The sequence below is a fragment of the Aeromonas sp. 102P genome, assembly GCF_051920345.1.
GTDB lineage: Bacteria > Pseudomonadota > Gammaproteobacteria > Enterobacterales > Aeromonadaceae > Aeromonas > Aeromonas veronii.
In genome coordinates, this window is the sequence record NZ_JBQBCZ010000001.1 from 2196928 (window position 1) to 2223074 (window position 26147).

The following is a 26147-nucleotide window of genomic DNA, read 5'->3' on the forward strand; positions in this document are numbered from 1 at the left end:
GTTAGCCGCAGTAATAAAAAACGGGGCCAGTCAGATGACTGGCCCCGTTTTTTATCGGGTTCAAGTGGTGTGGCTTAGCTGTTGTTCTTCACAAACAGGGTCAGCTCCTGGCCGGGCTTGAGGTAATCCCCTTTATCTAGCTGATTCCAGCGCATCACATCGTTGATGGCCACCTGGAAGCGAGCTGCGATGGAGGAGATGGAGTCGCCACGGCGAACCTGATACACCATCGATTTGTCGCTCTTCTTCCCTTGCTTGGGATAGACCACCAGCTTCATGCCTGGCTTGAGCGCCGATTTGGCATTCAGACCATTCCACCTGGCGAGCTCTTCGTGGGAGACGCCGTGGGCCTGGCTGATGCTCCACAGGTTGTCACCCGAGCGCACCTTGTAACTGACCTTGGCCTTCTGGCTGCTGCCACGGCTTGCCAACTGCTGCGGTTTGCTGGCGGAGCTGGCCTTGCTGCTGACCTGACCGTGGGTCGGGATCACCAGTTGCTGACCACGACGCAGGTTGTTGCTGCGCAGATTGTTGGCCAGCTTCAGCTCGTTCACGCTGACGCCATGATTCTGGGCGATGCGCGACAGGGTATCGCCACTGGTGACCTGATAGGAGCGGGTACGAATACGCTCGCTCTTGGGCAGATCGGCCAGTGCCAGCTCCAGGGTATCGGCATACTCTACCGGTACCAGCAGGCGGTAAGGGCCACGGGGCGACATCACGCCACGGCTCAGGGCCGGATTGACCTCCTTGAGCTGTGAGGTGCGCAGACCTGCCAGTTGGGCGGCCACATTCAGATCGATCTGGCTGCCGGTCTCCACCACTCGCAGCTTCGGCTCGTTGGCGAGCACCGGCAACTGGATATTGTACTTGTCCGCATTGCTGATCATGTCAGCCATGGCGAGGATCTTGGGTACATACATCCGGGTTTCCCGGGGCAGATCGAGCGACCAGTAGTCGGTCGGTTTGCCTGCGCGCTGGTTACGCTGGATGGCGTTGCGCACCCGTCCTTCCCCGGCATTGTAGGCGGCCAGCGTTTGCAGCCAGTCACCGTCAAAGAAGCGGTTCAGGTACTCCAGATAGTCGAGCGCCGCATTGGTGGAGGCCAGCACATCGCGCCGTCCGTCATACCAGTTGTCGTGGCGCAGACCGAAGTTTCTGCCTGTCGCTGGCACAAACTGCCAGAGTCCGACGGCATTGCTGCGGGATCGGGCATGGGGATCAAACATGCTCTCGATCATCGGGACAGTAATAAGCTCCATTGGCAGCTCACGCCGTTCAATCTCCTCTACCATCAGATAGAGGTAGGGTTCAGCCCGGCTGGCAATGGTCGCCAGATGCTTATCATTGCGCAACAGCCACTCACGTTGCTGGCGGATGCGCGGGTTGTCCGGAGTTTCCAGTTGCATATCATCGCTGATACGCACCCACAGATTGTCCGTGTCTTCCATTTCGTCCAGCTGTTCATCGCCAAACAGGAAATGGGAAGAGTGTTTTTTATGCGCTTTTTTCTTGACCTGGGGGGACTTGATCGGCTCGATTGCCGTTAGCGCCCGGTCATCCTGATGGCTCAGGTTTTGGCAGCCGCTGAGCAACAGCGCTGCCAATAAGGCCGTTCGTACCTTCATCTCGTTCCGGTCATTTTTAGGAAAAACAGCTCGCATCATAAGGGGCAATGGCCCCCTGATCAAGGTTTGTTCAAAAAACGTCCTTCCACTGACGCAGGATGGTGAAGGTATCTACCGGATTTTCCACGCATTTTAGCCCATGTTTTTCAGCAGAAAATTTCACTGAATCCTGTTCGCATCGCAGAAAAATGTTGAAAGTGCGTTCGTCACCCAGCCGGGTTGGCAGACTTGGCAGCCCTTGTTGCCGCAGTTTGCTGATCAGCCCGATCTGGCGGCGGATCGCCGGGTTGTCCGGTTCGACCGCATAGGCAAAACGCAGGTTGGAGAGGGTGTACTCGTGGGCACAATAAATGAGTGTCTCATCGGGCAGGGCGGCGAGTCGTTGCAGCGAGTGGTACATCTGCTCCGGCGTCCCTTCAAACAGGCGGCCACAACCGGCCGAGAAGAGGGTATCGCCACAAAAGAGCATGCCGTTACCGTGGTAGGCGATGTGGCCGCGAGTGTGCCCGGGCACATGGATTACCTCGAGGGCGAGGCCGTGCCAGTTGATCTGATCGCCATCTTCCAGCCACTGACCGTGGTGATCCGGCATCGGGTCAAGTTTGGGGCCATAGAGCCGGGCGTGGGGGAAGTGGGCAAGCAGGTCGGTGACGCCCCCGACATGGTCGTGATGGTGATGGGTCAGCAGGATGGCATCGAGCACCAGCCCCAATGCCTCGAGCCGCTCCAGCACGGGGGCCGCATCGCCCGGATCGACCACCAGACAGTGATTTTCGTGGCGGATCAACCAGATGTAGTTGTCATTAAAGGCTGGAACTGTGATCACTGGATACATGAGTCTGCTTCTCTTTAGGGAGGGTATCTTATATAACAGGATGGCGTTCGAAACCCCGAGTTGAGCCCTATTATGCAGGTGGCACGTACCGAACAACAAATCGAGATCCCGACCAGCTGGTCTGCATTGCCTATGGGGGACTGGGTGGCGGCCGAGATCCAGGATCGGCTCGACAACTGGTGTCCCAATCTGTTTGGGTATCATCTGCTGAAAATTGGCGCTCTGAGCGCTGAACTCTCCTGCAAACGCTCCTCCATTCGTCACCAGATCGGGGTCGCCCCCGGCGGGCGGCTGCTCGACATGTATGGCGACCCCCTCGATCTGCCGGTACGGACCGGCAGCGTCGATGCCTGCCTGCTGGCTCACTGCCTCGATTTCTCTGCCGATCCCCATCAGGTGTTGCGTGAGGCTGAAAGAGTGTTGACCGACGATGGCTGGCTGATCATCAGTGGCTATAACCCCATGAGTCTGGTCGGGATCGGTCACTGTGTGCCGTTTTTGCGGCGCAGAATGCCCTGGTCAGCACGGATGTTCACCCCGGGGCGGGTGACGGACTGGCTGCATCTGCTGGGATGTGAGGTGATGTTCGACGAGCGCTTTGGTTATTCGTTTATGGGAAAACAGAGCTGGCACAGTTGGTGGCGGGAGAGTATCGGGCGGGATTATTGCAGGGCATTTGCATCGGTATACGTGATTGCGGCCCGTAAACGGCGCTTTCCACTGATCCCGGTGCGGCGGCGCTGGCAACTGCCAAAGTCCCTCGCCACACCGGGAATGGCTCGTCAGGGCTGGTAGCCGGTATCCTCGGCCAGATCCTTGCCGCAGGCGGCCTCTCTGGCCAGCTCGTCGCACCGTTCGTTCTCCGGGTGGCCGGAGTGACCCTTCACCCAGAGCCACTCAATCTGGTGGCGACCCACTTCCGCATCCAGCTCCTTCCAGAGATCGACGTTCTTGACCGGTTGCCGGTTGGCGGTCATCCACCCTTTCTTCTTCCAGCCGATGATCCACTGGGTGATCCCCTGACGGACATACTGGCTGTCGGTGGTGAGGCGCACCTTGCACGGTTCGTTGAGGGTGCGCAGCCCCATGATGGCGGCCATCAGCTCCATCCGGTTATTGGTGGTCAACTTGAATCCGGCGGAAATCTCTTTGCGGTGCTTGCCGTAGACCATGACGGCCCCGTAACCACCCGGGCCCGGATTGCCGAGGCAGGAGCCGTCGGTATAGACATCAATCTGTTTTAACATGAGCAATCAATCTGTTTTAACATGAGGCTTGGGGTAAACTAGCGAGTAAGTAAAGCCGAAGTTTGACATAGATTGGATCATGAACACACCCCAACTGAATCGCCAGATCATTCTGGATACTGAAACCACAGGTATGAATACGGCGGGCGGCCCTGTCTATCTGGGGCACCGCATTATCGAAATCGGCTGTGTGGAGGTGATCAACCGCAAGCTGACCGGTAACCACTATCACGTCTATATCAAGCCTGATCGTCTGGTCGACCCGGAAGCGATCCAGGTGCATGGTATTACCGACGAATTTCTGCGTGACAAACCGTCGTTCAGCCAGATCGCCGACGAGTTCCTCGACTTCATCCGCGGCGCCGAACTGATCGCCCACAACGCGCCGTTTGACGTGAGCTTCATGGACTACGAGTTCAGCAAGCTCGGCCTCAACTTCAAGACGGCGGATATCTGCACCATCACAGATACCCTGGCGATGGCGCGGGATCTCTTCCCCGGCAAGCGCAACAACCTGGATGTGCTGTGCGATCGTTACGGTATCGACAACTCCCACCGTACCCTGCACGGGGCTCTGCTCGATGCGGAGATCCTGGCGGACGTCTACCTGCTGATGACCGGCGGCCAGACCAAACTCAATCTGGCCACCGAGAGCAACGAAAACGAAAGCAATCAGGACACCAGTATTCGCCGGTTGGAGAGCAACCGACCCGCCCTCAAGGTGGTGCGTGCCAGTGCCGAGGTTCAGGCCCTGCACGAAGCGAGACTGGATCTGGTACAGAAGAAGGGAGGAAGTTGTCTGTGGCGGCAATGAGCAAGTGGTGTGCCGGTCTGCTGTTGTTGCTCTCGCTGGGGGCGACGGCGACCGAGGTATTTGCCCCTTCCGATATTCCGCTGCTGGATAACCGCTTTCGCATCGATTACGGCGTGAAGGAGATCACCTTCATCATCAAGCGCAAGCCGGGCACCCCGTCCGTGATCCTGGTTCGCCCCGATGGCAGCAAGCTTTACGTGGGTAGGGTCAAACCCGCCGACGTGGGTTGGCTGGCGCTGCCGGAGCATGATCTCATTACCCTGCGCAATCCCATGCCGGGCCCCTGGCAGGCGATTGGCGAGGTGGATCCCGACAACCGGGTGCGCATTCTCTCCGATATCCGGCTCGATATCGCCGCCCTGCCGATGCAGCTCTATCAGGGGGAGGTGGTCAAACTCAAGGCGTGGTTGCTGATCAATGGTCAGCCGCCGAAAGATAAATACTATCTCTCTGACCTTGGCATGACCGTCAAGCTGCAATCGTTCAGCGATGCCGATAAGAAAGAGGTCGTGCTGGATCAAGTACTTGGCCACTATCGCGATGATGGCAAGGGGCTAGATGAGGTGCCAGGCGATGGCATCATGACGGCGGAAGTGACGCTGCAGGATATTCCCGGTGGCAAGTACCGCGCCATGTTCAGCACCGGCAATCAGGTGTTTGTCCGTGCCCGTTATCAGGATGTGCTGCTTTACCCCTATCCGTTCAGCTATAACTTGTCGCCGCCTTCGGATGAGCTGGGTGCCAAGCTCTCACTGCTAATCGACCGTGATGAGCTGGATCCCGCTTCCGTGGTGGTCAAGGGGAGTGTGACCAGCAATGTGGGCGGCCTCTACGAGTTCAGCGAGACAGCCAGCGACCCCAAGCTTGATATCGATCTCTCCAACATCAAGGAGGTCGGTCAGCATGAGGTGAAAGCAACCCTCTATGGCACCACTCGCCTCGGCCGTGAGCTGAAAATCGAGTTGCCGGTGAAAACCTTCAATGTCTTCCCGCCACCGCCGCCTCCTGTAGAGGTGGTGTCGGCTGCAGCTCCTGTATCTAGCGCCGAGGCGACCCATGAAGCTCCGGCAGAGGAGGAAATGGGCTGGCTGATCTGGGCATTGGCGGGTGGTGGTGTGCTGCTGGCGGTATTGGGTGGGGTCGGGTTTGTGGTGATACAAAAACGGCGTGCTCTGAAGCGTGCTCTGGCCGCTGCGCAGGCCGAGAATCAGCAAGCCGGACAACCGGCTGCCAAGCTGGATCTCAATCTGCCAGAGCAGTAACCCTCGTTCTGAAGTGGCGTGATGCCAGATATAAAAAACCGCCCTGATAAGCAGGGCGTTTTTTTTGAGTTCATAAACAGAACAAGCTGGCTATCAGTGTTCGCCGATATAGACATCCTTGTTCTGCTCGCGGATCTCGAGGAACTTGTCCAGATTGGCCATCATCAGCTCGACCAGCTGGGGGTCGAAATGCTGCCCCTTCTCCTCTTCAATCAGGGCCAGCACCTTGTCCAGCGGCCACGCCTTCTTGTAGCAGCGATCCGAACCCAGGGCATCGAACACGTCAGCCAGCGCCACAATTCGTCCCTCCAGCGGAATATCCGCCCCTTTCAGACCGCGGGGATAGCCACTGCCATTCCATTTCTCATGGTGATTGCCAGCGATGGTGGCACCAATCTGAAACAGCGCCAGATCGCTGCCGGAGAGCATATCCTGCCCGAGCTGGGCGTGGGTTTTCATAATCTCCCATTCCTCCGGCGTCAGCTTGCCCGGCTTGTGCAAGATGGCATCGGGAATTCCCACCTTGCCAATGTCATGGAGCGGCGAGGCACGTTTCACCAGCTCGCTCTGCTCTTCGCTCATGCCCATCAGGTGGCAGAACTGTTCGGTATAGAGCGCGACCCGTTTGACGTGCAGCCCTGACTCTTTTGAACGGGTTTCGACCAGTTCGCCGATGCGATAGATGATCTCCCGCTGGTTGTCGGCGATCACCTCATTGAGCCGGATATTCTCCAGCGCCACTATGATGTTTTCGGTAAACAGCGTCAGCAGACTGGTATCGATCTGGCTGAGCTGGCGGGTGGTCTCGATGTGGAACAGCAGGTGGTGGCGCGGATTCTGACAGTAGAGCACCATCTGGGTGGCGTTATAGACGTTGCTGCGCTTGCTCATGGCCTGGCGCAGGATCTCCGGCGCGTCCGTGAGGAGCATGGCTGGATGGCCGGGGAGCAGGGGCTCCAATACTTGATCCTTCACCTCATAGGCGTATTGCTTGACGTCGTATATCTGGGTTTCCCCCAGATGGAGCAGGGCGCTGAGCTGCTCCTGGGCGCCTTCGACAAACTGGCGCAAGGCCCGTTTCTCAAAGATCCCCTTGGAGGCTTCAATGACTTTTTCCAGCCCCTGACGGTTACTCTCCAGGGTGCGGATATCCCGATAGGATCGCAGGCTGGCCCGCAGCAGGGTGCGCAGCTTCTGGGAGGTGAGCTCGGTTTTATCCTTGTAGTCGTTGATGTCGTAGTTGGTGACCACGTCATCTTCCGGCGCCTGGCCGGGTTGGCCGGTACGCAACACGATGCGTACCATCTTGTTTTGCAGATCTTCACGGACGTATTTGACGACATCAAGGCCGGCGTGGTCGACCTCCATCACCACGTCCAGCAGCAACAGAGCAACGTCCGGGGTGGTGGCCAGCAACTCCTTGGCCTGCGCCGCGGAATAGGCATGCAGAAAATCGATGGGGCGATTGTCAAACTCGAATTTATTCAAGGTGATTTTGGTGATGCGATGCACTTCAGGCTCATCGTCAACAATCATCACCTTCCAGCCCGCTTGCTGTGCGTCGGGGAGGGAGAGATCGTCATCATCAATAATCAGGATCTGGTCATCCATCATACAATCCTGTTTGGCATCCTGTGCTTACATTAACTGCTTCACTAAGGATAGGAAACTTATTGGGAAATAAAATTTGATCTCGAAAAACTATGGTCGAAATAAGCAAATGGAACCCTTTGTAACTGTGGCGTTGTCCGGCTGCTTTCTTTGCCCAATCATGGAGCTAGCGTGCATAAAGCCTATGTCTGAATTGGGGTGTGGACGCCAGTGGTTGGGGATGTTTGAATCCAGCTTGTAGCTATTAGACGAGAAGCAATCTTATTTGATAGTAATTCCTATTTGCGTGTAGCATGGGCGACACACTCAACGAGGAGCCCCATCGTGTCCCCATCTCTGCCTCCCAGTCGTCCCCGTCTGCTGACTGTCAAAGCCATTACCCAGATCACCCCCCATTTGCGTCGTATCACCTTTGGTGGCAGCGAGTTGGCTGACTATCCCTTTACCTGCGGTGGGGCCCATATCAAGGTGATGCTGGCCCAGCCCCATCAGGTAGAGCCGGTGCTGCCTGCCATGACCCCGAGCGGCCCGCGCTGGAGTGACCCGGCTGACAAGCCGGTGATCCGCACCTACACCATCCGCGCATTTCGCCGTGATGAGCAGGAAATTGATATCGACTTCGTGCTGCACGGTGACGGCGGGCCCGCCAGCGCCTTTGCCACCCATGCCAAGCCGGGAGAGAAGGTGATCCTCTCCGGGCCGGGTGGTCCCAACCCCATGCTGCAACCGGCCGATCACTACTGCCTGGTGGGGGATCTCACCGCCTTGCCCGCCATCATGGCGATGTGTGAGGTGATGCCTGCCGATGCCAGAGGGGAAATTGCGATTCTGGTGCCGGATCAGGCCGATGCTCAACCGTTGACGCTACCGGTCGGGGTGCGCTGTCACTGGTTTGTCGGTGAGCCCGAGTCCAGTGGCCTGCTGGAGCATGTGATTGCTCTGCCGCTGGTGCGCGATGGTGGCTTCTTCTGGCTGGGTGGGGAAGAGGCGTTGGTGCTGCCGCTGCGCCGCCATTTTCGGTCTGTGCTCGAGGTGGATCGCCAGTCGCTCTACGCCGTGCCGTACTGGCGTCGGGGCAAGAGTGAAGAGGCCTATCACCAGACCCGTCACGATGTGATGGATAATTAAGCGGATGCGAAAGAATACCTGATTCACTCTTGCAAATAAAAATGATTTGCATTTAGTATTGCGCCGTCCCGATGTCAGTCGGTACGGCGCTTTTGTTATTGATGGCTGCGAGTGGCATAGCACAACGCAGGGCCTGCCGTAATGCACTGATGTTCGGGGTGATGGGGCATGGACGACTGTTCATGCCAATGAACTCCATCACTTTGCACCGGGTCTGGCGAGGTCAGACAGGGATGTCGGTGGTGTTGGCCTTGGTTGTTTTATGTGGAGTGTTGATGATGCGTACATCATCCCGACGATTTGCAGTGCATCCGCTGGTGTTGTCCCTTTTTGCCCTGCCAGTTCTGGCCCAAGGGACTGCGCCTGTCACCGCTCATGAAACTATGGTGGTGACGGCGAGTAAAACCCGGCACAGCGAGCTGACCGCCCCGGCCAGCGTCTCTGTGGTGACCCGGGCCGAGCTCGACAAGCTCAATGTCAATGATCTGACCGGCGCTCTGAAACAGTTGCCGGGGGTCAATATCAGCCCTGCGACCAGCTACGGCCGCAGCGAGATCAAGTTGCGCGGGCTGGAGGGGGATTACACCCTGTTGCTGGTCAATGGCCGGCGAATCAGCTCCCGCGATGCCCTAACCTCCGGTTATGGCAATGATTTCGATCTCTCCGCCATCCCGATGGCGGTCATCGAGCGTATCGAAGTGATCCGTGGCCCCATCTCCTCCCTCTACGGTGCCGATGCGCTGGGTGGGGTGGTCAATGTCATCTTGCGCCAACCCGGGGAGAAGACCGAAGCGGCGGCCACCTATACCTTCAGTGACCCCACCGACGGTCACGGCGGGACTATCAACAAGGCGAGTGCCTATGTGGGCGGGGCGCTGATCGACAACAAGCTGCTGGCCAACCTGGTGGTGGAAGGGAACCACAGGGATGCCTGGCAGAGCGAGCAGAGCATCAACCCCAAGGCCGATGCCATCGAGCAGCGTGAAAAGCTGGGGATCCTCTCCAACGTCAAATGGTTGATCGATGATCGTCAGGATCTGGATGTGGGGATGAACTACGCCAAAGACGATCGGGAGGCCCACTGGAACAACTACGGCCAGACGCCGCGCAACATCCAGCAGATGGAGCGACTGGGGCTCAATGCTACTCACGTCGGCCGTTGGGATCAGTTCGACAGCCGGGTCGGCTATGCCTTCGAGCAGGTGGATCTCTTTGATGACTCCGAACTGATGACGGCGCTGAGCAAGACCAGCGGCGATGTGAGCCAGACCAACCACACCTTCGATGGTCAGCTGAGCGGCAATCTGGGCAGCCACCTGCTGACCAGCGGTGCCGAGTACCGCATCACCGAACTCAAGCACAACGTCAACCTCAAGGGGGGCGATGTCAGCGTTAACCAGAGCGCGCTCTATCTGCAGGATGAGTTTGGCTTTGGCGATCTGTCGTTGACCCTGAGTGGCCGGGTCGATCACCACGAGACCTATGGCACCGAGTTCAGCCCCCGTGGTTATGCCCTCTACAGCCTGACGGACAACTGGGTGGTCAAGGGCGGCATTGGCAAGGCGTTCAAGGCGCCGACTATTGCCCAGTCCAACCCGGATTATGCGGTAGCCGCCTGTCGCGGTCGCTGCGCCGTAGTGGGCAACCCGGATCTGAAACCGGAAACCGCCGTCAGCTACGAGCTGGGCACCGCCTATGATGGTTCGTTCTGGGGCGCCGGGGTTACCGCCTTCCACAACGATATCAAGGACAAGATCCAGAGCGAGGCATGGACCGCCACCTGGCGTCCGGCGGTGATGACCTATCAGAACGTCAGCAAGGCCCGCATCAAGGGGGTGGAGCTGAGCGGCTGGTTTGATCTCACCGATAACCTAACCCTCTCCAGCAACGTCACCCTGATCGACGGGGAAGACAAGACCAGCGGCAAGGATCTCTATCGGACGCCGGAGCATACCGCCAACGCCAAGCTGGAGTGGCAGGTCATCGAGAGCCTGAGTACCCAGCTCGGCTGGAACTACACCGGCAGCCAGATCCTTCCGGTTCCGCGCATGAGCGGCACCACCTATGAGACCACCGCCGGATTCCACACCCTGGATGTCGGGGCAGTCTGGAACGCCACCCGGGCACTGGATCTGAAGTTCGGACTCAACAACCTGACCAATACCAAGCGTGACTGGGTTGCCACCGAGGCCGATCAGATCCTCGACGGGCGCACTATCTATGCCGGTGTGGCCTACAAGATGTAGTGGCTGAGCGGGAGCCCGCACTGACGGGCTTCCGTTGTTGTCAGGGGATCACCTCGGGTGACGACTTTTATTAAAACCACTTGTATTTCAACAAGATGGCATTGCAATCATAAGGAGTTAAAGGGTGTTTAGAGACCAGACCTCGCTGTTCTGGCTGGGATTGTTCCTCCTGTTCGTACTGCTTTCTCTTTCGCTCGCCACCGGTGCGGGTGTCTATGGTGCTCGCGAGGTGCTCGGCTACCTGATGGGGGATGCCCGCTGGGCTGGCGACGAGAAGCTCGCCATGGTGCTCAATACCTTGCGACTGCCGCGCACCCTCTGTGCCATGGTGGTCGGCGCCTCTTTATCTTTGGCTGCTTCCTTGTTGCAGAGCGCGACCCGCAACCCGCTGGCAGAACCCGGCCTGCTTGGGGTCAACGCCGGGGCCGTCTTTGCGCTGGTGGTGGGGCTTACCTGGTTCGGGGTAGAGTCTGCCTATGGCTATCTGCTCTGGGCCGGACTCGGTGCGCTGCTCGGCAACGTGATTGTGCTGGGGCTTGGCATGATGATTGGCCGCTCCAACCCCCTCAAGCTGATTCTGGTCGGGGTGGCGCTCTCGGCCACCTTCGGCGGTCTCTCCAGCTTTTTGCTGCTCTCCAACAAGATGGTGCTGGAGCAGTACCGCTTCTGGAACCTCGGCTCCCTGTCGGCGGCCAATCTCGATGCCATCATTGCCGTGCTGCCCTTCGTGCTGGCGGCGTTTGTCATCACCTTGCTGCTCTGTCGCCAGCTGACCCTGATGCAGATGGGGGACAGTCAGGCCCAGGCGCTGGGGATCCGCCCAAACCGGGTGCGAATTGGCGTGCTGCTGGCCGCCACCCTGTTTACCGCCAGTGCCATCGCCATCGCCGGCCCTATCGGCTTTGTCGGCTTTCTGGCCGCCTACTGTGGCCGATTGGTGGAGCCGGTGAAGCTGTCGGTGCAGGTCTGTTTCTCCGCCCTGTTCGGCATGCTGTTTCTGCTGTTGGCCGACATTCTGGCGCGCTGGCTGATCCAGCCGTTCGAGCTGCCAAACGGGGTCATTCTGGCCCTGATTGGTGCGCCAGTGCTGATCGCCATCGTCCACCGCGGGGGCTTTCGTACCCTGCTGACCGTCAAGTGAGGGGCTGATGCGCACACCTACCGATATGTTCTGCCTGCGAGCCGGCAACCGCTCTTTGCTGCTCCATCTGCCAAGCTGGCGCTGGCTGGTACTGCTGGCCATGGCGCTGCTGGCGCTTGCTCTGCTGGCCCTGAGCGTTGGCGGCGGCAAACTCGGCTTTGCCGGGGTGGTCAACACTCTGCTGGGGGAGGGGACGCGGCTTGAGCAGCTCACCCTGTTCAAGATCCGGCTGCCGCGCATCCTTGGGGTCGTGGTGGCGGGGGCGGCCATGGGGCTTTCCGGCTGTCTGGTGCAGACTCTGGTTCGCAACCGGCTGGCCACACCCGACATGGTGGGGGTCAACAACGGCGCCTCTCTGGCCATCATCATCTTCTCCCTCTACCTGACCGTGGGCAGCTGGCCCTGGTGGGCGGCCCCCATCGGCGCCATCTTCGCGGCGCTGGTGCTCTGTGCCCTCTGCCGCAAACCGGGTGAGCAGGGCTATCTGTTCGTAGTGATCGGCATCGGCCTCTCCGAACTGTTCGAGGCGCTCGGCCAGTTTGTGATGTCCACCCAGGCTTTGCTGCACTTGAGCTCTCTCTATCTGTGGAACATGGGCAGCTTTATCGCCGTGGGTTACAGCACTATCACCCCGATTGCCATCCTGTTGCTGCTGCTCTGCCCGTGGATCGTCTATCTCTCCCGCGCGCTGGCGGTGCTGCGCTTTGGTCCCGAGATGGCCAGAGGGCTTGGCGTCAACGGCGATCGGGTACAACTGGGCATTCTGGCCCAGGCCATTCTGGTGGCGGCGCTCGGCACCGCCATCGGCGGCCCCGTGGTCTTTATCGCCATGGCGGCCCCCATTCTTGCCTCCTGGCTGGTGAAAGACCGAGTGGTGCCGCTCTGGCTGGCGGCGCTTAGCGGCGCCTTGCTGCTGCTTGCCAGCGATACCCTGGTTCGGGTGCTGGCCAGCCCTCACGAGGTGGCGACCGGCATCATGACCCGCATTCTCGGCGGCCTGTTGCTGCTGTTTCTTCTCGTTAACGATCGCCAGAGGGCTGACTGATGACGCTCACCGTAAATCGCCTCCACTTCGCCTATCAGCAGACCCCCATTTTGCGGGACATCTCTTTCAGCGTGCCGAGAGGCAAGCTGGTGGGGATCGTCGGCCCCAACGGCTGCGGCAAATCGACCCTGCTCAAGCTGCTATCCGGCCAGATGAAAGCCCAACGCGGCGAGATCCTGCTCAAGGGCAAGCCGCTTGCCAGCTACCCCATGAAGGGGCTGGCGCGGGAGCTCGCCTATCTGCCCCAGCGGCCGACTCTGCCTGCCGGCATTCTGGTGGAGCAGTTGGTGCAGTATGGCCGCCACCCTCATCAGGGCTGGTTCAATCAGTGGGGTGAGGAAGATGCCCGCATGGTGCGTATTGCCTGCGAGCGGATGCAGCTTGAAAGCATCTGGCAGCAGAGCGCCGCGTCCCTCTCCGGCGGGCAGGCACAGCGGGCGTGGCTGGCGATGATCCTGGCGCAGGACAGCGACATGGTGCTGCTCGACGAGCCCACCAGCGCCCTCGATATCGGTCACCAGACCGAGGTGATGGAGGCGATCCATCGCATCACCGCCGAGGGCAAAACCGTGCTGCTGGTGATCCACGATTTGGCGATGGCGGCCCGCTACTGTGACGAGCTGATCGCCATCGGCGAGGGGACCATTGCCGCCATGGGCCCGGCCCGGGAGGTGGTGACCAAGGATCTAATCGACCGGCTCTACCACACCAGTGTCGACATTCTGCATGCCCCCGGCGACGGGGCGCCCATTATCGTGCCTCGTCGCCACGAACATGGCCGCGCCCTGCGTTCGGCGAGTTGAGTCATATGGGCCTGCTCTGTGGGCCCGCCGAGTATATTCACGCGGCCGATTATCCGGGCCGTGCAACGAGAAGGAGTGAGATGATGAAGCGTTTTGCCGCCCTGGCAGCAGCCATCCTGATGCTGGCCGCGCCGCTGGTTCAGGCACAGGAGATGCGTGAAGTGACTGATGCGTTTGGCCAGAAGGTGCAGGTGCCAGTCCAGCCAACGCGGGTGGTGGTGCTGAGCGAGCTCGAACTCGACAGCACCCTGACCCTGGGGCTGACCCCCATCGGCGCCGTCAATGGCCGTGGTCAACCCACTTTGCCTCGCTATTTGCTGAACAAGGCGGGCATGGGGATCCTGGTGATCGGCGATCTCGACAGCCCCAATCTGGAGTCGCTGATTGCGCTGGAGCCTGACCTTATCCTGACAGGCCAGACCCGTCCCGAGCTGCTGACTTTGCTGGGGGAGATCGCGCCGACCGTGGTGACCAGCAAGTGGGGGGAGCCGTGGCAGGATAGCTTCCGCCGCACCGCTCACACCCTCAACCGCGACCAGCAAGGGGATACTTTCTTGCTGCAGTATGCCGAGCGGTTGACTCAGGCTCGCAGCAAGCTGGCCAAGCATCAGGGGGAGAGCATCAGCATAGTGCGCTGGAACCCCAAGGGGCCGAGCTTCATGTATCAGGGCACCTTTGCCAGCAGCGTAGTGGAGTCGATGGGACTGGTGCGTCCGGACAAACAACAGGGGACTGGCGCGCCCCACTCACCGGCACTCAGTCTGGAGTCTCTCAACTTGCTGGATGCTGACTGGCTGGTGGTCGGCACTCTGAGCGCCAGCGGTGATGCGGTAGATGCCATGCGTCAGGCGGAGCAGACCCCGGCGTTCCAGCAGTTGCCGGTGATCAAGGCCAAGCGCTTTGGCGCCGTGGACGGATCGCTCTGGACTTCGAGCGGCGGCCCGCAGGCGGCTCTCAAGGTGATCGAGGATGTGGAGCAGTTGCTGGCAACCCGCAGCTGAGTGCCATCGCGTGCCAGAGGTTGACCACATGAACAGGTTGACCAAAGAAGAGGGAGGCTGATGCCTCCCTCTTGCGTTGTCACTGTCTATCGTGACCTCTTCGGCGAGCCAGAGCCGTTTATTGCGGCTGGATGGCTGTCACTGTGAGCTTGCCGCTCTGGCTTTCGGCATGAAAGTGGATGGCATCCCCCATCTTCAGCCCCTTGAGCTGGGCCGGATCTGCCACTCGAAAGACCATGGTCATGGCGGGCATCTTGAGATTCTCGATCGCCTCGTGCTTGATGCCGACCTTGCCGCTCCCCTCATCGAGGCGGGTAATGACCCCCTTGGTCATCACCATTGCGGCCTGTTCGCTCATCTCACCCGTCTGGCTCATCTCGTGCCCTTCATGGTGCATCATCTCTTCGGCTTGCAGGTTGGTCTGGGTGGCAAGGCCAAGCAGCAGGGTCAGCGTTTTGTAGTTCATGATGGTTTCCTTATCGTTCAGTCAATATGGATCGTGAAATCGGGTTATTCGGATTGCGGGTTCGTGCTCTTGCCAAGGCTGCGACTGCGCCACAGGTAGTAGGCGGCGGGCAGCACCAAGAGGGTCAGTACCAGCGCGCTCACCATGCCGCCGATCATGGGGGCGGCGATGCGCTGCATTACCTCGGAGCCGGTGCCGTGGCTCCACATGATGGGCAAGAGGCCGGCGATAATGGTCACCACCGTCATCATCTTGGGACGCAGGCGCAGGGCGGCGCCGTGGATCACCGCACGATGCAGCCCCGCCTTGTCCGGCTTGCCACTGGCCACCAGGTCATCCCAGGCATGGTTGAGGTAGACCAGCATCAAGACGCCGGTCTCCACCGCCACCCCCGCCAGAGCGATAAAGCCCACCCCGACCGCCACCGAGAGGTTGAAGTCGAGCAGCCAGAGGGTCCAGATCCCGCCCACAACCGCCAGCGGCAAGGTGGTGAGAATGAGCAGCACCTCCTGAACGCGGCGAAACGCCAGATAGAGCAGCAGCACGATAATGGCGACCGTCAGCGGCACCACGTAGGCGAGGCGCGCCTTGGCCCGCTCCATGTACTCGTATTGGCCAGACCAGGTGAGGGCGTAGCCTGCCGGCAGCACCAGCTGTTTGTTCACCTCTGCCTTGGCCTCATCGACGAAGGAGCCGATATCGCGGCCGCGAATGTCGACGTAGACCCAGCCGTTGAGGCGCGCGTTTTCACTGCGCAGCATGGGGGCTTCATCGCTGATGTAGACCCGGGCCACGTCCGCCAGCGCGATTCGTGCCCCGCTCGGCGTCACCACCGGCAGCAGCTCTAGGCTCGCCACCGAGTCGCGATAGCTCTGGGGGTAACGCAGGTTGATGGGATAGCGCTCGCGCCCCTCGATGGTCTGGCCCACCTCCATGCCGCCCACCGCGGTGGCGAGTACCGCCTGTACGTCGGCGATGTTGAGGCCATAGCGGGCCGCTTTGAGCCGGTCGATATCCACCTTGACGTAGCGGCCACCCGCCACCCGCTCGGCGTAGACCGATGAGGCACCCTCCACCTTGCCAACGATCTGTTCGAGCTGTTGGCCGAGTTGCTGGATCACCTTGAGATCCGGCCCCGCTATCTTGATGCCGACCGGGGTCTTGATACCAGTAGCCAGCATGTCGATGCGGGTCTTGATGGGGGGCACCCAGGCGTTGGTGAGACCTGGGAAACGGATGAGGGAGTCGAGCTCCTCTTTGAGCTTCTCCGGGGTCATGCCGGGGCGCCATTGGTCCCGGGGCTTGAGCTGGATGCTGGTCTCCATCATCACCAGATCGGCTGGGTCGGTGGCCGATTCGGCGCGCCCCGCCTTGCCAAATACGTTCTGCACCTCAGGCACGGTGCGGATGAGCTTGTCGGTCTGCTGCAAAATCTCCCGCGCCTTGCCCACCGAGATATTGGCCGCGGTGGTGGGCATATACATGATGTCCCCCTCATCGAGCGGCGGAATGAACTCGGAGCCCAAGTACTTGAGCGGCCAGAAGCCCGCCACCGTCACCACGGCGGCGATGGCCAGGGTGGTTTTCGGACGGGCCAGTACGGCCTTGAGCAGTGGCACATAGCCCTGACTCAGCCAGCGGTTGAGCGGGTTGGCCTGCTCGGCCAGCACCTTGCCACGGATAAAGTAGCCCATGATCACCGGCACCAGCGTGATGGCGAGCGCGGCAGCGGCGGCCATGGCATAGGTCTTGGTGTAGGCGAGGGGGTGGAACATCCGCCCCTCCTGCGCCTCCAGCGCGAACACCGGCAGGAAGCTGATGGTGATGATCAGCAGGGAGAAAAAGATGGCAGGCCCCACTTCGATGCTCGCCTTGGTGATGATGTGCCAGCGGTTCTTGTCGGTGAGCGCCTCCCGCTCCATGTGCTTGTGGACGTTCTCGATCATCACGATGGCGCCATCCACCATGGCGCCGATGGCGATGGCGATGCCCCCGAGCGACATGATGTTGGCGTTGATCCCCTGCAGATGCATCACGATAAAGGCCACCAGAATGGCGATGGGCAGGGTGATGACCACTACCAGTGACGAGCGCAGGTGGAACAGGAAGGCGAGGCAGACCAGCACCACCACGGCGAACTCCTCCAGCAGCTTGCCGGAGAGGTTGTCGATGGCGCGCTGGATAAGGTCGGAGCGATCGTAGACGGTGACGATCTCTACTCCTTCCGGCAGGCTGCTTTTCAGCTCCGCCAGCCGTGCCTTGACTCCGTCTATGGTGTGCTGGGCATTCTCGCCGTAGCGCATGACGATGATGCCGCCCACCACTTCCCCTTCGCCGTTGAGCTCGGCGATACCGCGCCGCATCTGGGGACCGGTGACCACATCTGCCACATCCCCCAGCAGCAGCGGGGCGCCGCGCACATTGGTGCCGAGCGGGATCTGCTTCAGATCCTCGACGCTTTTCAGATAGCCGTTGGAGCGCACCATGTACTCCGCTTCCGCCATCTCGATGACGGAAGCGCCTGTCTCCTGATTGCCCTGTTTGATGGCGGTCTCGATAAGGGAGAGCGGAATGCCGTAGGCGCGCAGCTTGTCCGGATCGACCCGTACCTGATACTGGCGCACCATGCCACCCACGGTGGCGACTTCGGAGACCCCCTCCACCGTCTGCAACTCGTACTTGAGGAACCAGTTCTGCAGGGAGGTGAGCTGGCTGAGGTCATGCTTGCCGGTCTTGTCCACCAGCGCGTACTGATAGACCCAGCCCACCCCGGTGGCGTCCGGGCCGAGCTGGGGGCGGGCGGAGGCGGGCAGATTGGGGGCCACCTGGCTCAAATACTCCAGCACCCGGGCACGGGCCCAGTAGAGGTCGGTGTTGTCGTCAAACAGCACATAGACGAAGGAGTCGCCGAAGAAAGAGTAGCCGCGCACCGTGGTGGCCCCCGGCACCGCCAGCATGGCGGTGGTGAGCGGGTAGGTCACCTGATCTTCCACCACCTGTGGCGCCTGGCCCGGATAGGAGGTCTTGATGATCACCTGCACGTCGGAGAGATCCGGCAGGGCATCCACCGGGGTCTGTTTGACCGACCAGAGCCCCCAGGCGGTGAGCATGAGGGTCAATAGCAGCACCAGAAAGCGGTTGCCGATTGACCAGCGAATAATCGACGGGATCATGATTGAACTCCTTTCTCACCAAGTAGAGAGAGCGGAGAGCGGTTGCCTGCTAGGCAGCGAATGATGGTAGGGATCATGACTTCTTCTCCACCTCGGGCATCGTCATCTGATGCTGGCTATGGTCCATGCCTTCCATCTTTTCCATCTCATCCGTTCCACGCTTGGCGTCGCCGTCAGTAGCGGGTGCCTTCTCCTGATGGATGGTGGTGATGCGGTACTCATCCCCCTCCTGCATCACCTGCAGGTGCAGGGTCTGCCCCTCGACCAGCTTGCTGATGTCGACTCCTTCGGCGACGGTGAACTCCATCTCCATGGCGGGCCACTGCCACTCGGGGATGGGCTGGTGGGAGACCATCAGGGTGCGGTTGGCCAGATCGATGCTTTCAACCTCGCCCTGGGTCCACACCTGTGCAGGGCGCACTGCCGTCATACGCTGGAAGTCTGAATCGATGGCTGACTCGGAGTCGAGCAGGAACTGGGCCGAGCTGACGATGTTATCCCCAGCCTCTACCCCCGCCTTGATGGCGACCTTATCGCCAAACTGGGTGCCCAGAGTGACGGCGACCGACTTGAAGTTGCCATCCCCCAACGCCAGCACCAGCCGATCCTGACTGCCGGTGCGGATCACCGCTTCGCTCGGCACCACCAATTGCGGCTCTCCCTGCCCGGTGCGAATGCTCACCTTGGCAAACATATTGGGTTTCAAAAACTCGTCCGGGTTGGCAAAGCGCAGGCGCACCTTGAGGGTGCGGGTAGCTGCGTCCAGTGTCGGGTAGAGGTAATCCACCTTACCTTGCCAACTGCGACCGGGGGCATAGTCGAGAGTCATGGTGACCGGATCCCCCACCTTCAGCTGGGCGGCTTGACGTTCAAACACCTCGGCACTGACCCACACCTGCTGGAGGGTGCTGATGTTAAAGAGCGCCGCAGCGGGCTCAACATACTGGCCCTCGCGCACCTTGAGCTCGGAGACATAACCGCTGCTGGGGGCGTAAATGCTGATGGTTTCGCGCACCTGACGGGTGCGCTTGAGGGCTGAGATTTGATCTGCCGGTACCTGCAGGGACTTGAGCTTGCCCTCGGCAGCGCGCAGCAGCAGTGGGTTGGCCGTGTTGAGGGCGAGCAGGTATTCGTGCTGGGCGTTGACCAGGTCCGGCGCGTAGAGCTCGTAAATAAGGCTCCCCTTGGTGACCCTCTGCCCCTCGCTCTTGATGGCGAGGGTGCGGATCCAGCCAGCCATGCGGGCGTTGACCGCCTCCAGCCTGTCCTCGTCATAGCCGACGTAGCCCACCGTCTCGATCTGCTGGTGGATAGGCAGCTTCTCCACTTTGGCCAGCCGCACCCCCAGGTTCTGCTGGATCTCGGGGCTGATGGTGACGGTGCCCGGCGAGCCGTTTTTCTGCTCCTCATAGACGGGGATAAAGTCCATCCCCATGTTGTCTTTGGCAGGGGCATCGCGCTTGTCACGGGGATCCATGGGGTTGACCCAGTAAAGGGGCATCTTCTCTTTGGCGCTTGCGCCATCGGAGGTCTGTTTGGCGGCCCAGTAGCCGCCACCAGCGCCAATGGCAAGTAGCAGGGCCGACATCAGGACGGTCTTGTTCATGACTGGCCTCCGGCGCGGATCTGCATGCAGAAAGTGCAGGAGGGTAATGCGCCCGCAAAGGCAGCAACCTTGGACGGTGAAAAGTGGGCTGGTGACATAATACGTCTTCTCTTTTGCAGGCCGCCGACCGGGTGAGGTTCAAGGCATCACCCAAGGGGCTGGCGGCAAACGGGGCGCAGCTGTATCAGTGCGCACGGCTCCCTGTGAGCGGACCGGTTTGGCCGGGGCACAGGGTCAGGCAAGGCGGCAGAGAACGGGCAAGTTGAAGCTTGCCTGTGCCGCAAGAGAAGGACTTTCTAGTGGCGTAACACCGACAGCATCAGATGTCGGCGCGGCCAGGAAGGAGGGTGAGAACCGCGCGAGCGCAGGAAGGGATCCCGCAACCAGTTATCAAGCAGTGACGCTGCGACGTTGTTGCCAAGTAGCAGGGGGAAGATCAGCAGGGCGACCAGCACACCCAGCAGAGCCATCGCGCCGAAGGAGAGAGCATTGACGCCGGTCTGCATCTGGCACTCATCGCCCATGGCTGACCCCTCGTCTCCCTGATGGCAGGAGAGGGGCATGACATCGCCCGGGTGATCCATAGCGGGCATTGCATGAGAGATATCGCCATCCGCCATCGCCATGGATGAATCGGACATCACCATCGATTGGGCGCTGCTTGGGGTCGGCTCGGAGGAGAGGGGAGAACCATGCCAGCTGATGCAGAGAGTCAGATTGCAGACGAGCAGCAGCGCCAGCAATAGCCGGGCCAGAGCAACGCAGGGCAATCTTGCAGCAAGCTGGGTGAGTGACAATCCGGGCATCCTTCGGGAGCAGATGGCGGGACTGTAAACCTTGCTCGCAGGAGAAGGTCAAGGCTTCTGCTGGCGCTGCTGTTGCAGGTAGAGGTCACTGTATTTTTCCAGCAACTGGTCTATCCATTGACTCATGCCGGGCGCTTGCAACATGGGCTCCAGTTGTTCGAGGGTGCCAAGATGGGGGGATTGCAGTGAAACAGAAATATAGAGCTCACCACGCTGCAGTGGCCACTGCAGATCAGCCAGCCCGCTGTCCGGGTAATTGTCGCTCAGAAACAGGCGACCGGAAGAGCGGCCATAAGGAACGAAGTCGACCCGGTCACTGGCCAGCAGGCCAAATACCTGCTTGAGGGAGTTGACCCTGTAGATGCGGGTATTCGCTTGCAAAAAACCATCCATTTCGCTGCCAAGGCTGACGCCTATCATCATGGCGCCCCGCAGTCCGGTCAGGTCCTCCCGTCGTTGCAGCAAGCGGCTGCCTGGTTGGCGTACGAACACCGCCATGTCATTGATGGCCATGGGCGTTCGGGTAAAGCGGGAGTAGTGCGCTCTCTCTTCGTTGCGCAGCGCACAGATATTGATGTCGACCTCTCCTTTCGCCACTTTCTGCTGACAGCGGGCCCAGGGGCCCACATAGGAGAGGTCCACATTGAAACCCAACCGTTGATAGAGGGTACTGACGACTTCGGCACAAACGCCGATGATCTTGCCATCGCTCAGCCAGTTCCAGGGGGGATAATCGTGATGACCACAGGCGGAGAGGGTAGTGGTCGTCAAGGTCGTCGCGAGCCAGAGCTGAGCCAGCATATCCGGATCCTGTGCAAAAAAGTCTCTATGTGTGTCATTGAAGCACACCGCATACAAAAAATACCCCCGCACGGGCGGGGGTAGTTTGTTATCGGTGGAACGCCCGGGGAGAGCCTTACTGCTTGGCGCGCTTTTCCGATCCTCTCATGATGAGGCGGAAGAAGAGCGGGATAAAGAAGATGGCGATAAAGGTGGCCGCCAGCATGCCGCCGATGACCGGCCAGCCGAGGGCGTGACGGCTTGCCGCACCGGCCCCGCTGGAGGTGACCAGCGGCACACAGCCGAGGATGAAGGCGAGCGAGGTCATCACGATGGGACGGAAACGCAGGCGCGCCGCCTCCAGTGCCGACTCGATGAGGCTCATCCCCTCTTCGTGCTTCATCACCGCGAACTCCACGATCAGGATGGCGTTCTTGGCGGCAAGGCCGACCAAGGTCACCAGCCCGATCTGGAAGTAGACGTTGTTGGTCAGCCCCACCAGCCAGGTGGCGAGCAGGGCACCGAACAGGGCGAACGGTACGGCGGTGATCACCGCAAACGGCAGGCTCCAGCGTTCATACTGGGCGGCCAGAATGAGGAAGATCATCACGATACCGAAACCAAAGGCCATGCCTGCGCTGCCTGCGGCCGCTTTCTCCTGATAGGCGGAGCCGGTCCACTCCAGCTTGGCGTCGTTGCCAAGAGCTTCATTAGCAACCTCTTCCAGCGCGGCGATGGCCTGACCCGAGCTGTAGCCGGGTGCCGGCTGTGCCATGATCTTGGCGGCCTGGAAGATGTTGAAGCGTTCGACCAGTTCGGGGCCGGTGGCATCACGCACCGTCACCAGACTGCTGAGCGGGATCATCTCCCCCTTGTCGGAGCGGACATAGACGTTGCGGATGTCGCTCTTCTTGGCACGGTAGTCCGCCTCGGACTGCAACTGTACCCGGTAGGTACGGCCAAACTGGTTGAAGTCGTTGACATAGACCTGACCAAAGGTGGCCTGCATGGTGTCGAACACCGCGTTGATGGGCAGCCCCAGCGCCTTGGCCTTCTCCCGATCCAGGTCGAGATAGACCTGCGGCACGTTGGCGCGGTAGGTGGTGGTCACGCTGGCGAATTCGGGGCGCTCCTTGGCAGCTTCGAGGAAGCGCTGCACTTCAGCCGAGAACTCCTGGGCATTGCCCGAGCCGCGGTTCTGCAGATATCCCTCAAGACCGCCGGTGGTGGACATCCCCTGAATGGGCGGCGGGTTGAAGGAGGCGACAAAACCGTCCGCCAGCCCCATCAGGCTCATCCCCTGCAGGGTCTTGGCCAGCGAGAAGGAGTCGGCTCCCGCCTCTTTGCGCTCGCTCCAGTCCTTCAGGGTAATGAAGGTGAGGCCGCTGTTGCTGACGATGGCGCTGGAGAGGATGTCAAAGCCCGAGAAGGTGATGACATCCTTCACGTTGGGGTTGGCCATGGCGATCTTGTCGAACTGGTTGGCGACCGCCTGGGTACGGGTCATGGCGGCGGCATCCGGCAGCATCACTGCGGAGATGAGGTAACCCTGATCTTCGTTCGGTACCAGCTCGCCCGGCACCTTGAGGAAGAGGCCGTAGATGGAGAGCAGCAGGACAGCGATGATGGCAAAGGCCACGGCCACCCGACGGTTGAGGAAGGCCACGCCACGCACATAACCACGGGTCAGCTGATCAAACCTGTCGTTGAACCAGACGAAGAAACGGGCCGGTTTGTGGTGCCCCTCTTTGAGCAATACGGCGCAGAGGGCCGGGGAGAGGGTCAGAGCCACCAGACCGGAGATGGCCACCGATACGGCAACCGTGATGGCGAACTGCTTGTACATCACCCCCGTCATGCCGCCCATAAAGGCGACCGGCAGGAATACGGCGCAGAGTACCAGCACGATGGCGACCACCGGGCCGGAGACCTCCTGCATGGCGAGAATGGCCGCCTCTTTGGGCGAACACTTCTTCTCCTGCATGATCCGCTCGACGTTCTCCAGCACCACGATGGCGTCATCCACCACGATACCGATGGCGAGCACCATGCCGAACAGGGTGAGCAGGTTGATGGAGAAGCCCAGCACCAGCATGCCGGCGAAGGTACCGATGAGCGATACCGGTACCGCGATACAGGGGATCAGGGTCGCGCGGAAGTTCTGCAGGAACAGATAGACCACCACGAACACCAGCACGATCGCCTCGAACAGCGTGTAGACCACCTCCTCGATGGAGATCTTCACGAACTCGGTGGTGTCGTAGGGGATCTGGTACTCCACATCCTGCGGGAAACGGGCCTTGAGCCGTTCCATGGTGTCGTGCACCGCACCGGCCACCGCCACGGCGTTGGCGCCCGGTTGCAGATAGGTGGCGATACCGATGGCCGGTTTGCCGTTGGCGCGGGCGACCAGGTCATAATCCTTGCCCCCCAGCTCGACCCGGGCGACATCGCGGACCCGGATCTTGGAGCCATCGGGCATGGAGCGGACGATGATGTTCTGGAACTCCTTCACATCCTCAAGGCGCCCCTTGGTCTGCACCGTGTAGGTGAAGTCGATGGGGGCCGTGGTGGGTTGGGCTCCAATCTTGCCTGCCGCGAACTGGGTGTTCTGCTCGCGAATTGCGCCAATCACGTCGCTCGGGGTGAGCTCGAGCTGGGCCAGTCGATCCGGCCGCAGCCAGATACGCATGGCGTAGTCAGTACCGCCAAACAAGGTGGTATCACCGATGCCGGGAATCCGCTTGAGCTCGTCGATGATGTTGAGCAGGGCGTAGTTCGACAGATAGGTGGTATCAAACGAGCCGTTCGGTGACTGGAGGGTAACCACCTGCAGGATGGAGGTCGATTTCTTCTTGACCGTCACCCCCTGCTTCTTCACCTCTTCCGGCAGCTGGGCCATGGCGGCCGAGACCCGGTTGTTGACGTTGATGGTGGCCTGATCCGGATCGGTGCCGATCTCGAAGTAGACGTTGAGGTTCATCTGGCCGTTGGAGGCCGACCCCGACTGCATGTAGATCATCCGCTCGACGCCGTTGATCTGCTGCTCCAGCGGCGCAGCCACGGTCTGGGAGATCACCTCCGGGGTTGCGCCCGGATAAAACGCCGTGACCGAGACCACCGGCGGGGTGATCTGGGGATATTGCTCGATGGGGAGCGCCCGCATCGCCGCCAACCCGCCCAGCACGATAATGATCGAAATCACGCTGGCGAAGATGGGGCGTTCTATGAAGAACTTGGAAAACATACGGGCTCCTTACTTGGCCGCAGACTGGCTGACCACCTTGCCGGTGATCGCCTTCATCTCGTCGGCAGAGACAGGTTTTACCACGGCGCCGGGGCGAGCCTTCATCAAGCCTTCGACGATATAGCGCTCACCAGCCTGCAGACCGCTCTCGATCAGCACGCCGGAGTCGACCGCTGCGCCCAGGGTCACCGGACGGGGCACCACCTTGTTGTCGGTATCGACCACCATCACCATGCGGTCAGCCTGGGACTGGACGATGGCGCGCGGCGGCACCACGATGGCGTTTTTGCGGGTGCCCAGATCGATGGTCATGCGGACAAACTGGCCCGGCAGCAGTACGCCGTCCTTGTTGTCGAAGATGGCGCGGGCACGGATAGTGCCGGTCTGGGGATCGACCCGGTTGTCGGAGAAGTTGAGCTTGCCCGCCTCCGGGTAGAGGGAGCCATCGGCCAGACGGATATGGGTGCGCCAGGTGGTGGCATCCTTCGCCTCAATCACCCCTTTCTTTACCGAGTTTTCGAAGTTGAGGCGATCCTGCTCCGAGTAGGAGAAGTTGACGTAGAGCGGATCAAACTGGGTGATGGTAGTGAGTAGGCCGTTGTCGCCGCTGGTGGAGATAAGGCTCCCCTCGGACTGGGAGCTCTTGCTCGCCATGCCGTTGATGGGGGCGGTCACCTGGGTGTAGCTGAGGTTGAGCTCCGCCTCTTTCACCTTGGCCTGAGCGGCCTGATGGCTGGCGATGGCCGCTTCATAGTTGGCGATGGTGTCGTCATAGTCCTTGCGGCTCACCACCTGACGCTTGAAGAGGGGAATGATGCGATCCCGATCGGCACGGGCCTTGTTGAGACGGGCCTGCTCCTGAGCCAAAGTCCCTTTGGCCTGCTCCAGCGCCACCTTGTAGGGCTCAGGGTCAATCAGAAACAGCTCCTGACCGGCGGTAACCGGCTGGCCTTCCACATAAGTGCGCTTGAGCAGGATGCCACTGACCCGGGAGCGCACATCAATCTCGCGAAAACCGGCGGTCTCTCCCACCATCTCGGTGGTGAGCGGCACATCGGTCAGCTTGACCTCGGCGACCACCACAGGGACGGCGGGCATGGTCTGGGCCGTCTGGGTCGTCTCGCCGCCACAGGCGCTCAGACCGCTGATCAGCGCCAGGGTCAGCAAGCTGCGTTTGTAAACCTCTCTTCCGGCATTGGGCACCTTCATCATCACACTCCTGTTGGATCGATTTCGGCTGCTGCGTTCAGCATGTTTCTCCATACACATCATTAACTTCATGATTAAAAAAACAACTTATTTATGATT

The 26147-nt window shown here is 60.4% G+C and carries 20 protein-coding genes; 9 read left to right on the forward strand and 11 right to left on the reverse strand.

Annotation, left to right across the window (positions count from 1 at the left end):
* Window positions 1-74 precede the first annotated feature (74 nt).
* Together ACTG1K_RS10485 and gloB are read right to left on the reverse strand one after the other, a co-directional pair.
* Window positions 75-1628, reverse strand: a complete 1554-nt coding sequence (locus ACTG1K_RS10485) for a LysM peptidoglycan-binding domain-containing protein (RefSeq protein ID WP_040067949.1) — start codon at window positions 1626-1628, stop codon at window positions 75-77.
* 70 nt (window positions 1629-1698) lie between these two features.
* On the reverse strand, window positions 1699-2463 hold the full coding sequence (gene gloB / locus ACTG1K_RS10490) for a hydroxyacylglutathione hydrolase (RefSeq protein ID WP_005337817.1): 765 nt from the start codon (window positions 2461-2463) through the stop codon (window positions 1699-1701).
* Window positions 2464-2535: 72 nt separating this feature from the next.
* Here gloB and ACTG1K_RS10495 point away from each other — a divergent pair, with 72 nt between their 5' ends.
* A complete protein-coding gene (locus ACTG1K_RS10495; RefSeq protein ID WP_005361718.1) occupies window positions 2536-3258 on the forward strand; it encodes a methyltransferase domain-containing protein in 723 nt (240 codons plus the stop codon).
* Here the strand turns inward: ACTG1K_RS10495 and rnhA are convergent.
* Window positions 3246-3710, reverse strand: a complete 465-nt coding sequence (gene rnhA / locus ACTG1K_RS10500; protein ID WP_005353268.1) for a ribonuclease HI — start codon at window positions 3708-3710, stop codon at window positions 3246-3248. The genes ACTG1K_RS10495 and rnhA overlap by 13 nt on opposite strands.
* 79 nt (window positions 3711-3789) lie before the next feature.
* On the opposite strand from rnhA, the gene dnaQ reads away from it, so the two are divergent.
* Together dnaQ and ACTG1K_RS10510 are read left to right on the forward strand one after the other, a co-directional pair.
* A complete protein-coding gene (gene dnaQ / locus ACTG1K_RS10505) occupies window positions 3790-4524 on the forward strand; it encodes a DNA polymerase III subunit epsilon (RefSeq protein ID WP_058055867.1) in 735 nt (244 codons plus the stop codon).
* Window positions 4521-5786, forward strand: a complete 1266-nt coding sequence (locus tag ACTG1K_RS10510; protein ID WP_440006819.1) for a TIGR03503 family protein — start codon at window positions 4521-4523, stop codon at window positions 5784-5786. The genes dnaQ and ACTG1K_RS10510 overlap by 4 nt, the downstream gene beginning before the upstream one ends.
* 93 nt (window positions 5787-5879) lie before the next feature.
* Here the strand turns inward: ACTG1K_RS10510 and ACTG1K_RS10515 are convergent, their stop codons facing one another.
* Entirely contained in the window at window positions 5880-7397 is a 1518-nt protein-coding gene (locus ACTG1K_RS10515) for an HD domain-containing phosphohydrolase (protein ID WP_005361714.1), read from the reverse strand.
* A 324-nt stretch (window positions 7398-7721) separates the two neighbouring features.
* Between ACTG1K_RS10515 and ACTG1K_RS10520 the strand changes: the two genes are divergently transcribed.
* The 6 genes from ACTG1K_RS10520 to ACTG1K_RS10545 all read left to right on the forward strand — a co-directional run bounded on the left by ACTG1K_RS10520 (window position 7722) and on the right by ACTG1K_RS10545 (window position 14761).
* Complete coding sequence (locus ACTG1K_RS10520; protein WP_425855586.1) at window positions 7722-8525, forward strand: siderophore-interacting protein; 804 nt, start codon at window positions 7722-7724, stop codon at window positions 8523-8525.
* 278 nt (window positions 8526-8803) lie between these two features.
* Complete coding sequence (locus tag ACTG1K_RS10525; protein WP_425855653.1) at window positions 8804-10771, forward strand: TonB-dependent receptor domain-containing protein; 1968 nt, start codon at window positions 8804-8806, stop codon at window positions 10769-10771.
* A gap of 124 nt (window positions 10772-10895) precedes the next feature.
* The gene (locus tag ACTG1K_RS10530; RefSeq protein ID WP_019446608.1) at window positions 10896-11912 is read left to right on the forward strand and encodes a FecCD family ABC transporter permease; all 1017 of its coding nucleotides are present in this window, start codon (window positions 10896-10898) and stop codon (window positions 11910-11912) included.
* Between the two features lie 7 nt (window positions 11913-11919).
* Window positions 11920-12957 carry a FecCD family ABC transporter permease gene (locus tag ACTG1K_RS10535; protein WP_425855589.1) on the forward strand — a complete coding sequence of 346 codons (1038 nt, stop codon included), beginning with the start codon at window positions 11920-11922 and terminating at the stop codon, window positions 12955-12957.
* The gene (locus ACTG1K_RS10540; RefSeq protein WP_100653382.1) at window positions 12957-13760 is read left to right on the forward strand and encodes an ABC transporter ATP-binding protein; all 804 of its coding nucleotides are present in this window, start codon (window positions 12957-12959) and stop codon (window positions 13758-13760) included. Before ACTG1K_RS10535 ends, ACTG1K_RS10540 begins: the two co-directional genes overlap by 1 nt.
* A gap of 83 nt (window positions 13761-13843) precedes the next feature.
* A complete protein-coding gene (locus tag ACTG1K_RS10545) occupies window positions 13844-14761 on the forward strand; it encodes an ABC transporter substrate-binding protein (protein ID WP_425855655.1) in 918 nt (305 codons plus the stop codon).
* 118 nt (window positions 14762-14879) lie between these two features.
* Here ACTG1K_RS10545 and ACTG1K_RS10550 read toward each other — a convergent pair whose 3' ends face one another.
* The 7 genes from ACTG1K_RS10550 to ACTG1K_RS10580 all read right to left on the reverse strand — a co-directional run bounded on the left by ACTG1K_RS10550 (window position 14880) and on the right by ACTG1K_RS10580 (window position 26048).
* On the reverse strand, window positions 14880-15227 hold the full coding sequence (locus ACTG1K_RS10550) for a copper-binding protein (protein ID WP_425855591.1): 348 nt from the start codon (window positions 15225-15227) through the stop codon (window positions 14880-14882).
* 44 nt (window positions 15228-15271) lie between these two features.
* On the reverse strand, window positions 15272-18400 hold the full coding sequence (locus ACTG1K_RS10555; protein WP_425855593.1) for an efflux RND transporter permease subunit: 3129 nt from the start codon (window positions 18398-18400) through the stop codon (window positions 15272-15274).
* 73 nt (window positions 18401-18473) lie between these two features.
* A complete protein-coding gene (locus tag ACTG1K_RS10560; protein WP_440005273.1) occupies window positions 18474-20006 on the reverse strand; it encodes an efflux RND transporter periplasmic adaptor subunit in 1533 nt (510 codons plus the stop codon).
* Window positions 20007-20302: 296 nt separating this feature from the next.
* On the reverse strand, window positions 20303-20803 hold the full coding sequence (locus tag ACTG1K_RS10565) for a hypothetical protein (protein WP_425855597.1): 501 nt from the start codon (window positions 20801-20803) through the stop codon (window positions 20303-20305).
* Window positions 20804-20860: 57 nt separating this feature from the next.
* Window positions 20861-21613 (reverse strand): substrate-binding periplasmic protein, encoded by a 753-nt coding sequence (locus ACTG1K_RS10570; RefSeq protein WP_101529736.1) that lies wholly within the window; start codon window positions 21611-21613, stop codon window positions 20861-20863.
* Between the two features lie 115 nt (window positions 21614-21728).
* Window positions 21729-24839, reverse strand: coding sequence for an efflux RND transporter permease subunit (locus tag ACTG1K_RS10575; protein WP_425855599.1), 3111 nt, complete (start codon window positions 24837-24839; stop codon window positions 21729-21731).
* Window positions 24840-24848: 9 nt separating this feature from the next.
* The gene (locus ACTG1K_RS10580) at window positions 24849-26048 is read right to left on the reverse strand and encodes an efflux RND transporter periplasmic adaptor subunit (RefSeq protein WP_236325114.1); all 1200 of its coding nucleotides are present in this window, start codon (window positions 26046-26048) and stop codon (window positions 24849-24851) included.
* Window positions 26049-26147 lie beyond the last annotated feature (99 nt).

Bases quoted from the DNA above. Each gene is read 5' to 3' on its own strand.
- ACTG1K_RS10485 (WP_040067949.1), bottom strand. From the start codon at position 1,628: ATGAAGGTACGAACGGCCTTATTGGCAGCGCTGTTGCTCAGCGGCTGC.
- gloB (WP_005337817.1), bottom strand. From the start codon at position 2,463: ATGTATCCAGTGATCACAGTTCCAGCCTTTAATGACAACTACATCTGG.
- ACTG1K_RS10495 (WP_005361718.1), top strand. From the start codon at position 2,536: ATGCAGGTGGCACGTACCGAACAACAAATCGAGATCCCGACCAGCTGG.
- rnhA (WP_005353268.1), bottom strand. From the start codon at position 3,710: ATGTTAAAACAGATTGATGTCTATACCGACGGCTCCTGCCTCGGCAAT.
- dnaQ (WP_058055867.1), top strand. From the start codon at position 3,790: ATGAACACACCCCAACTGAATCGCCAGATCATTCTGGATACTGAAACC.
- ACTG1K_RS10510 (WP_440006819.1), top strand. From the start codon at position 4,521: ATGAGCAAGTGGTGTGCCGGTCTGCTGTTGTTGCTCTCGCTGGGGGCG.
- ACTG1K_RS10515 (WP_005361714.1), bottom strand. From the start codon at position 7,397: ATGGATGACCAGATCCTGATTATTGATGATGACGATCTCTCCCTCCCC.
- ACTG1K_RS10525 (WP_425855653.1), top strand. From the start codon at position 8,804: ATGCGTACATCATCCCGACGATTTGCAGTGCATCCGCTGGTGTTGTCC.
- ACTG1K_RS10535 (WP_425855589.1), top strand. From the start codon at position 11,920: ATGCGCACACCTACCGATATGTTCTGCCTGCGAGCCGGCAACCGCTCT.
- ACTG1K_RS10540 (WP_100653382.1), top strand. From the start codon at position 12,957: ATGACGCTCACCGTAAATCGCCTCCACTTCGCCTATCAGCAGACCCCC.
- ACTG1K_RS10545 (WP_425855655.1), top strand. From the start codon at position 13,844: ATGAAGCGTTTTGCCGCCCTGGCAGCAGCCATCCTGATGCTGGCCGCG.
- ACTG1K_RS10550 (WP_425855591.1), bottom strand. From the start codon at position 15,227: ATGAACTACAAAACGCTGACCCTGCTGCTTGGCCTTGCCACCCAGACC.
- ACTG1K_RS10555 (WP_425855593.1), bottom strand. From the start codon at position 18,400: ATGATCCCGTCGATTATTCGCTGGTCAATCGGCAACCGCTTTCTGGTG.
- ACTG1K_RS10560 (WP_440005273.1), bottom strand. From the start codon at position 20,006: ATGAACAAGACCGTCCTGATGTCGGCCCTGCTACTTGCCATTGGCGCT.
- ACTG1K_RS10570 (WP_101529736.1), bottom strand. From the start codon at position 21,613: ATGCTGGCTCAGCTCTGGCTCGCGACGACCTTGACGACCACTACCCTC.
- ACTG1K_RS10575 (WP_425855599.1), bottom strand. From the start codon at position 24,839: ATGTTTTCCAAGTTCTTCATAGAACGCCCCATCTTCGCCAGCGTGATT.
- ACTG1K_RS10580 (WP_236325114.1), bottom strand. From the start codon at position 26,048: ATGAAGGTGCCCAATGCCGGAAGAGAGGTTTACAAACGCAGCTTGCTG.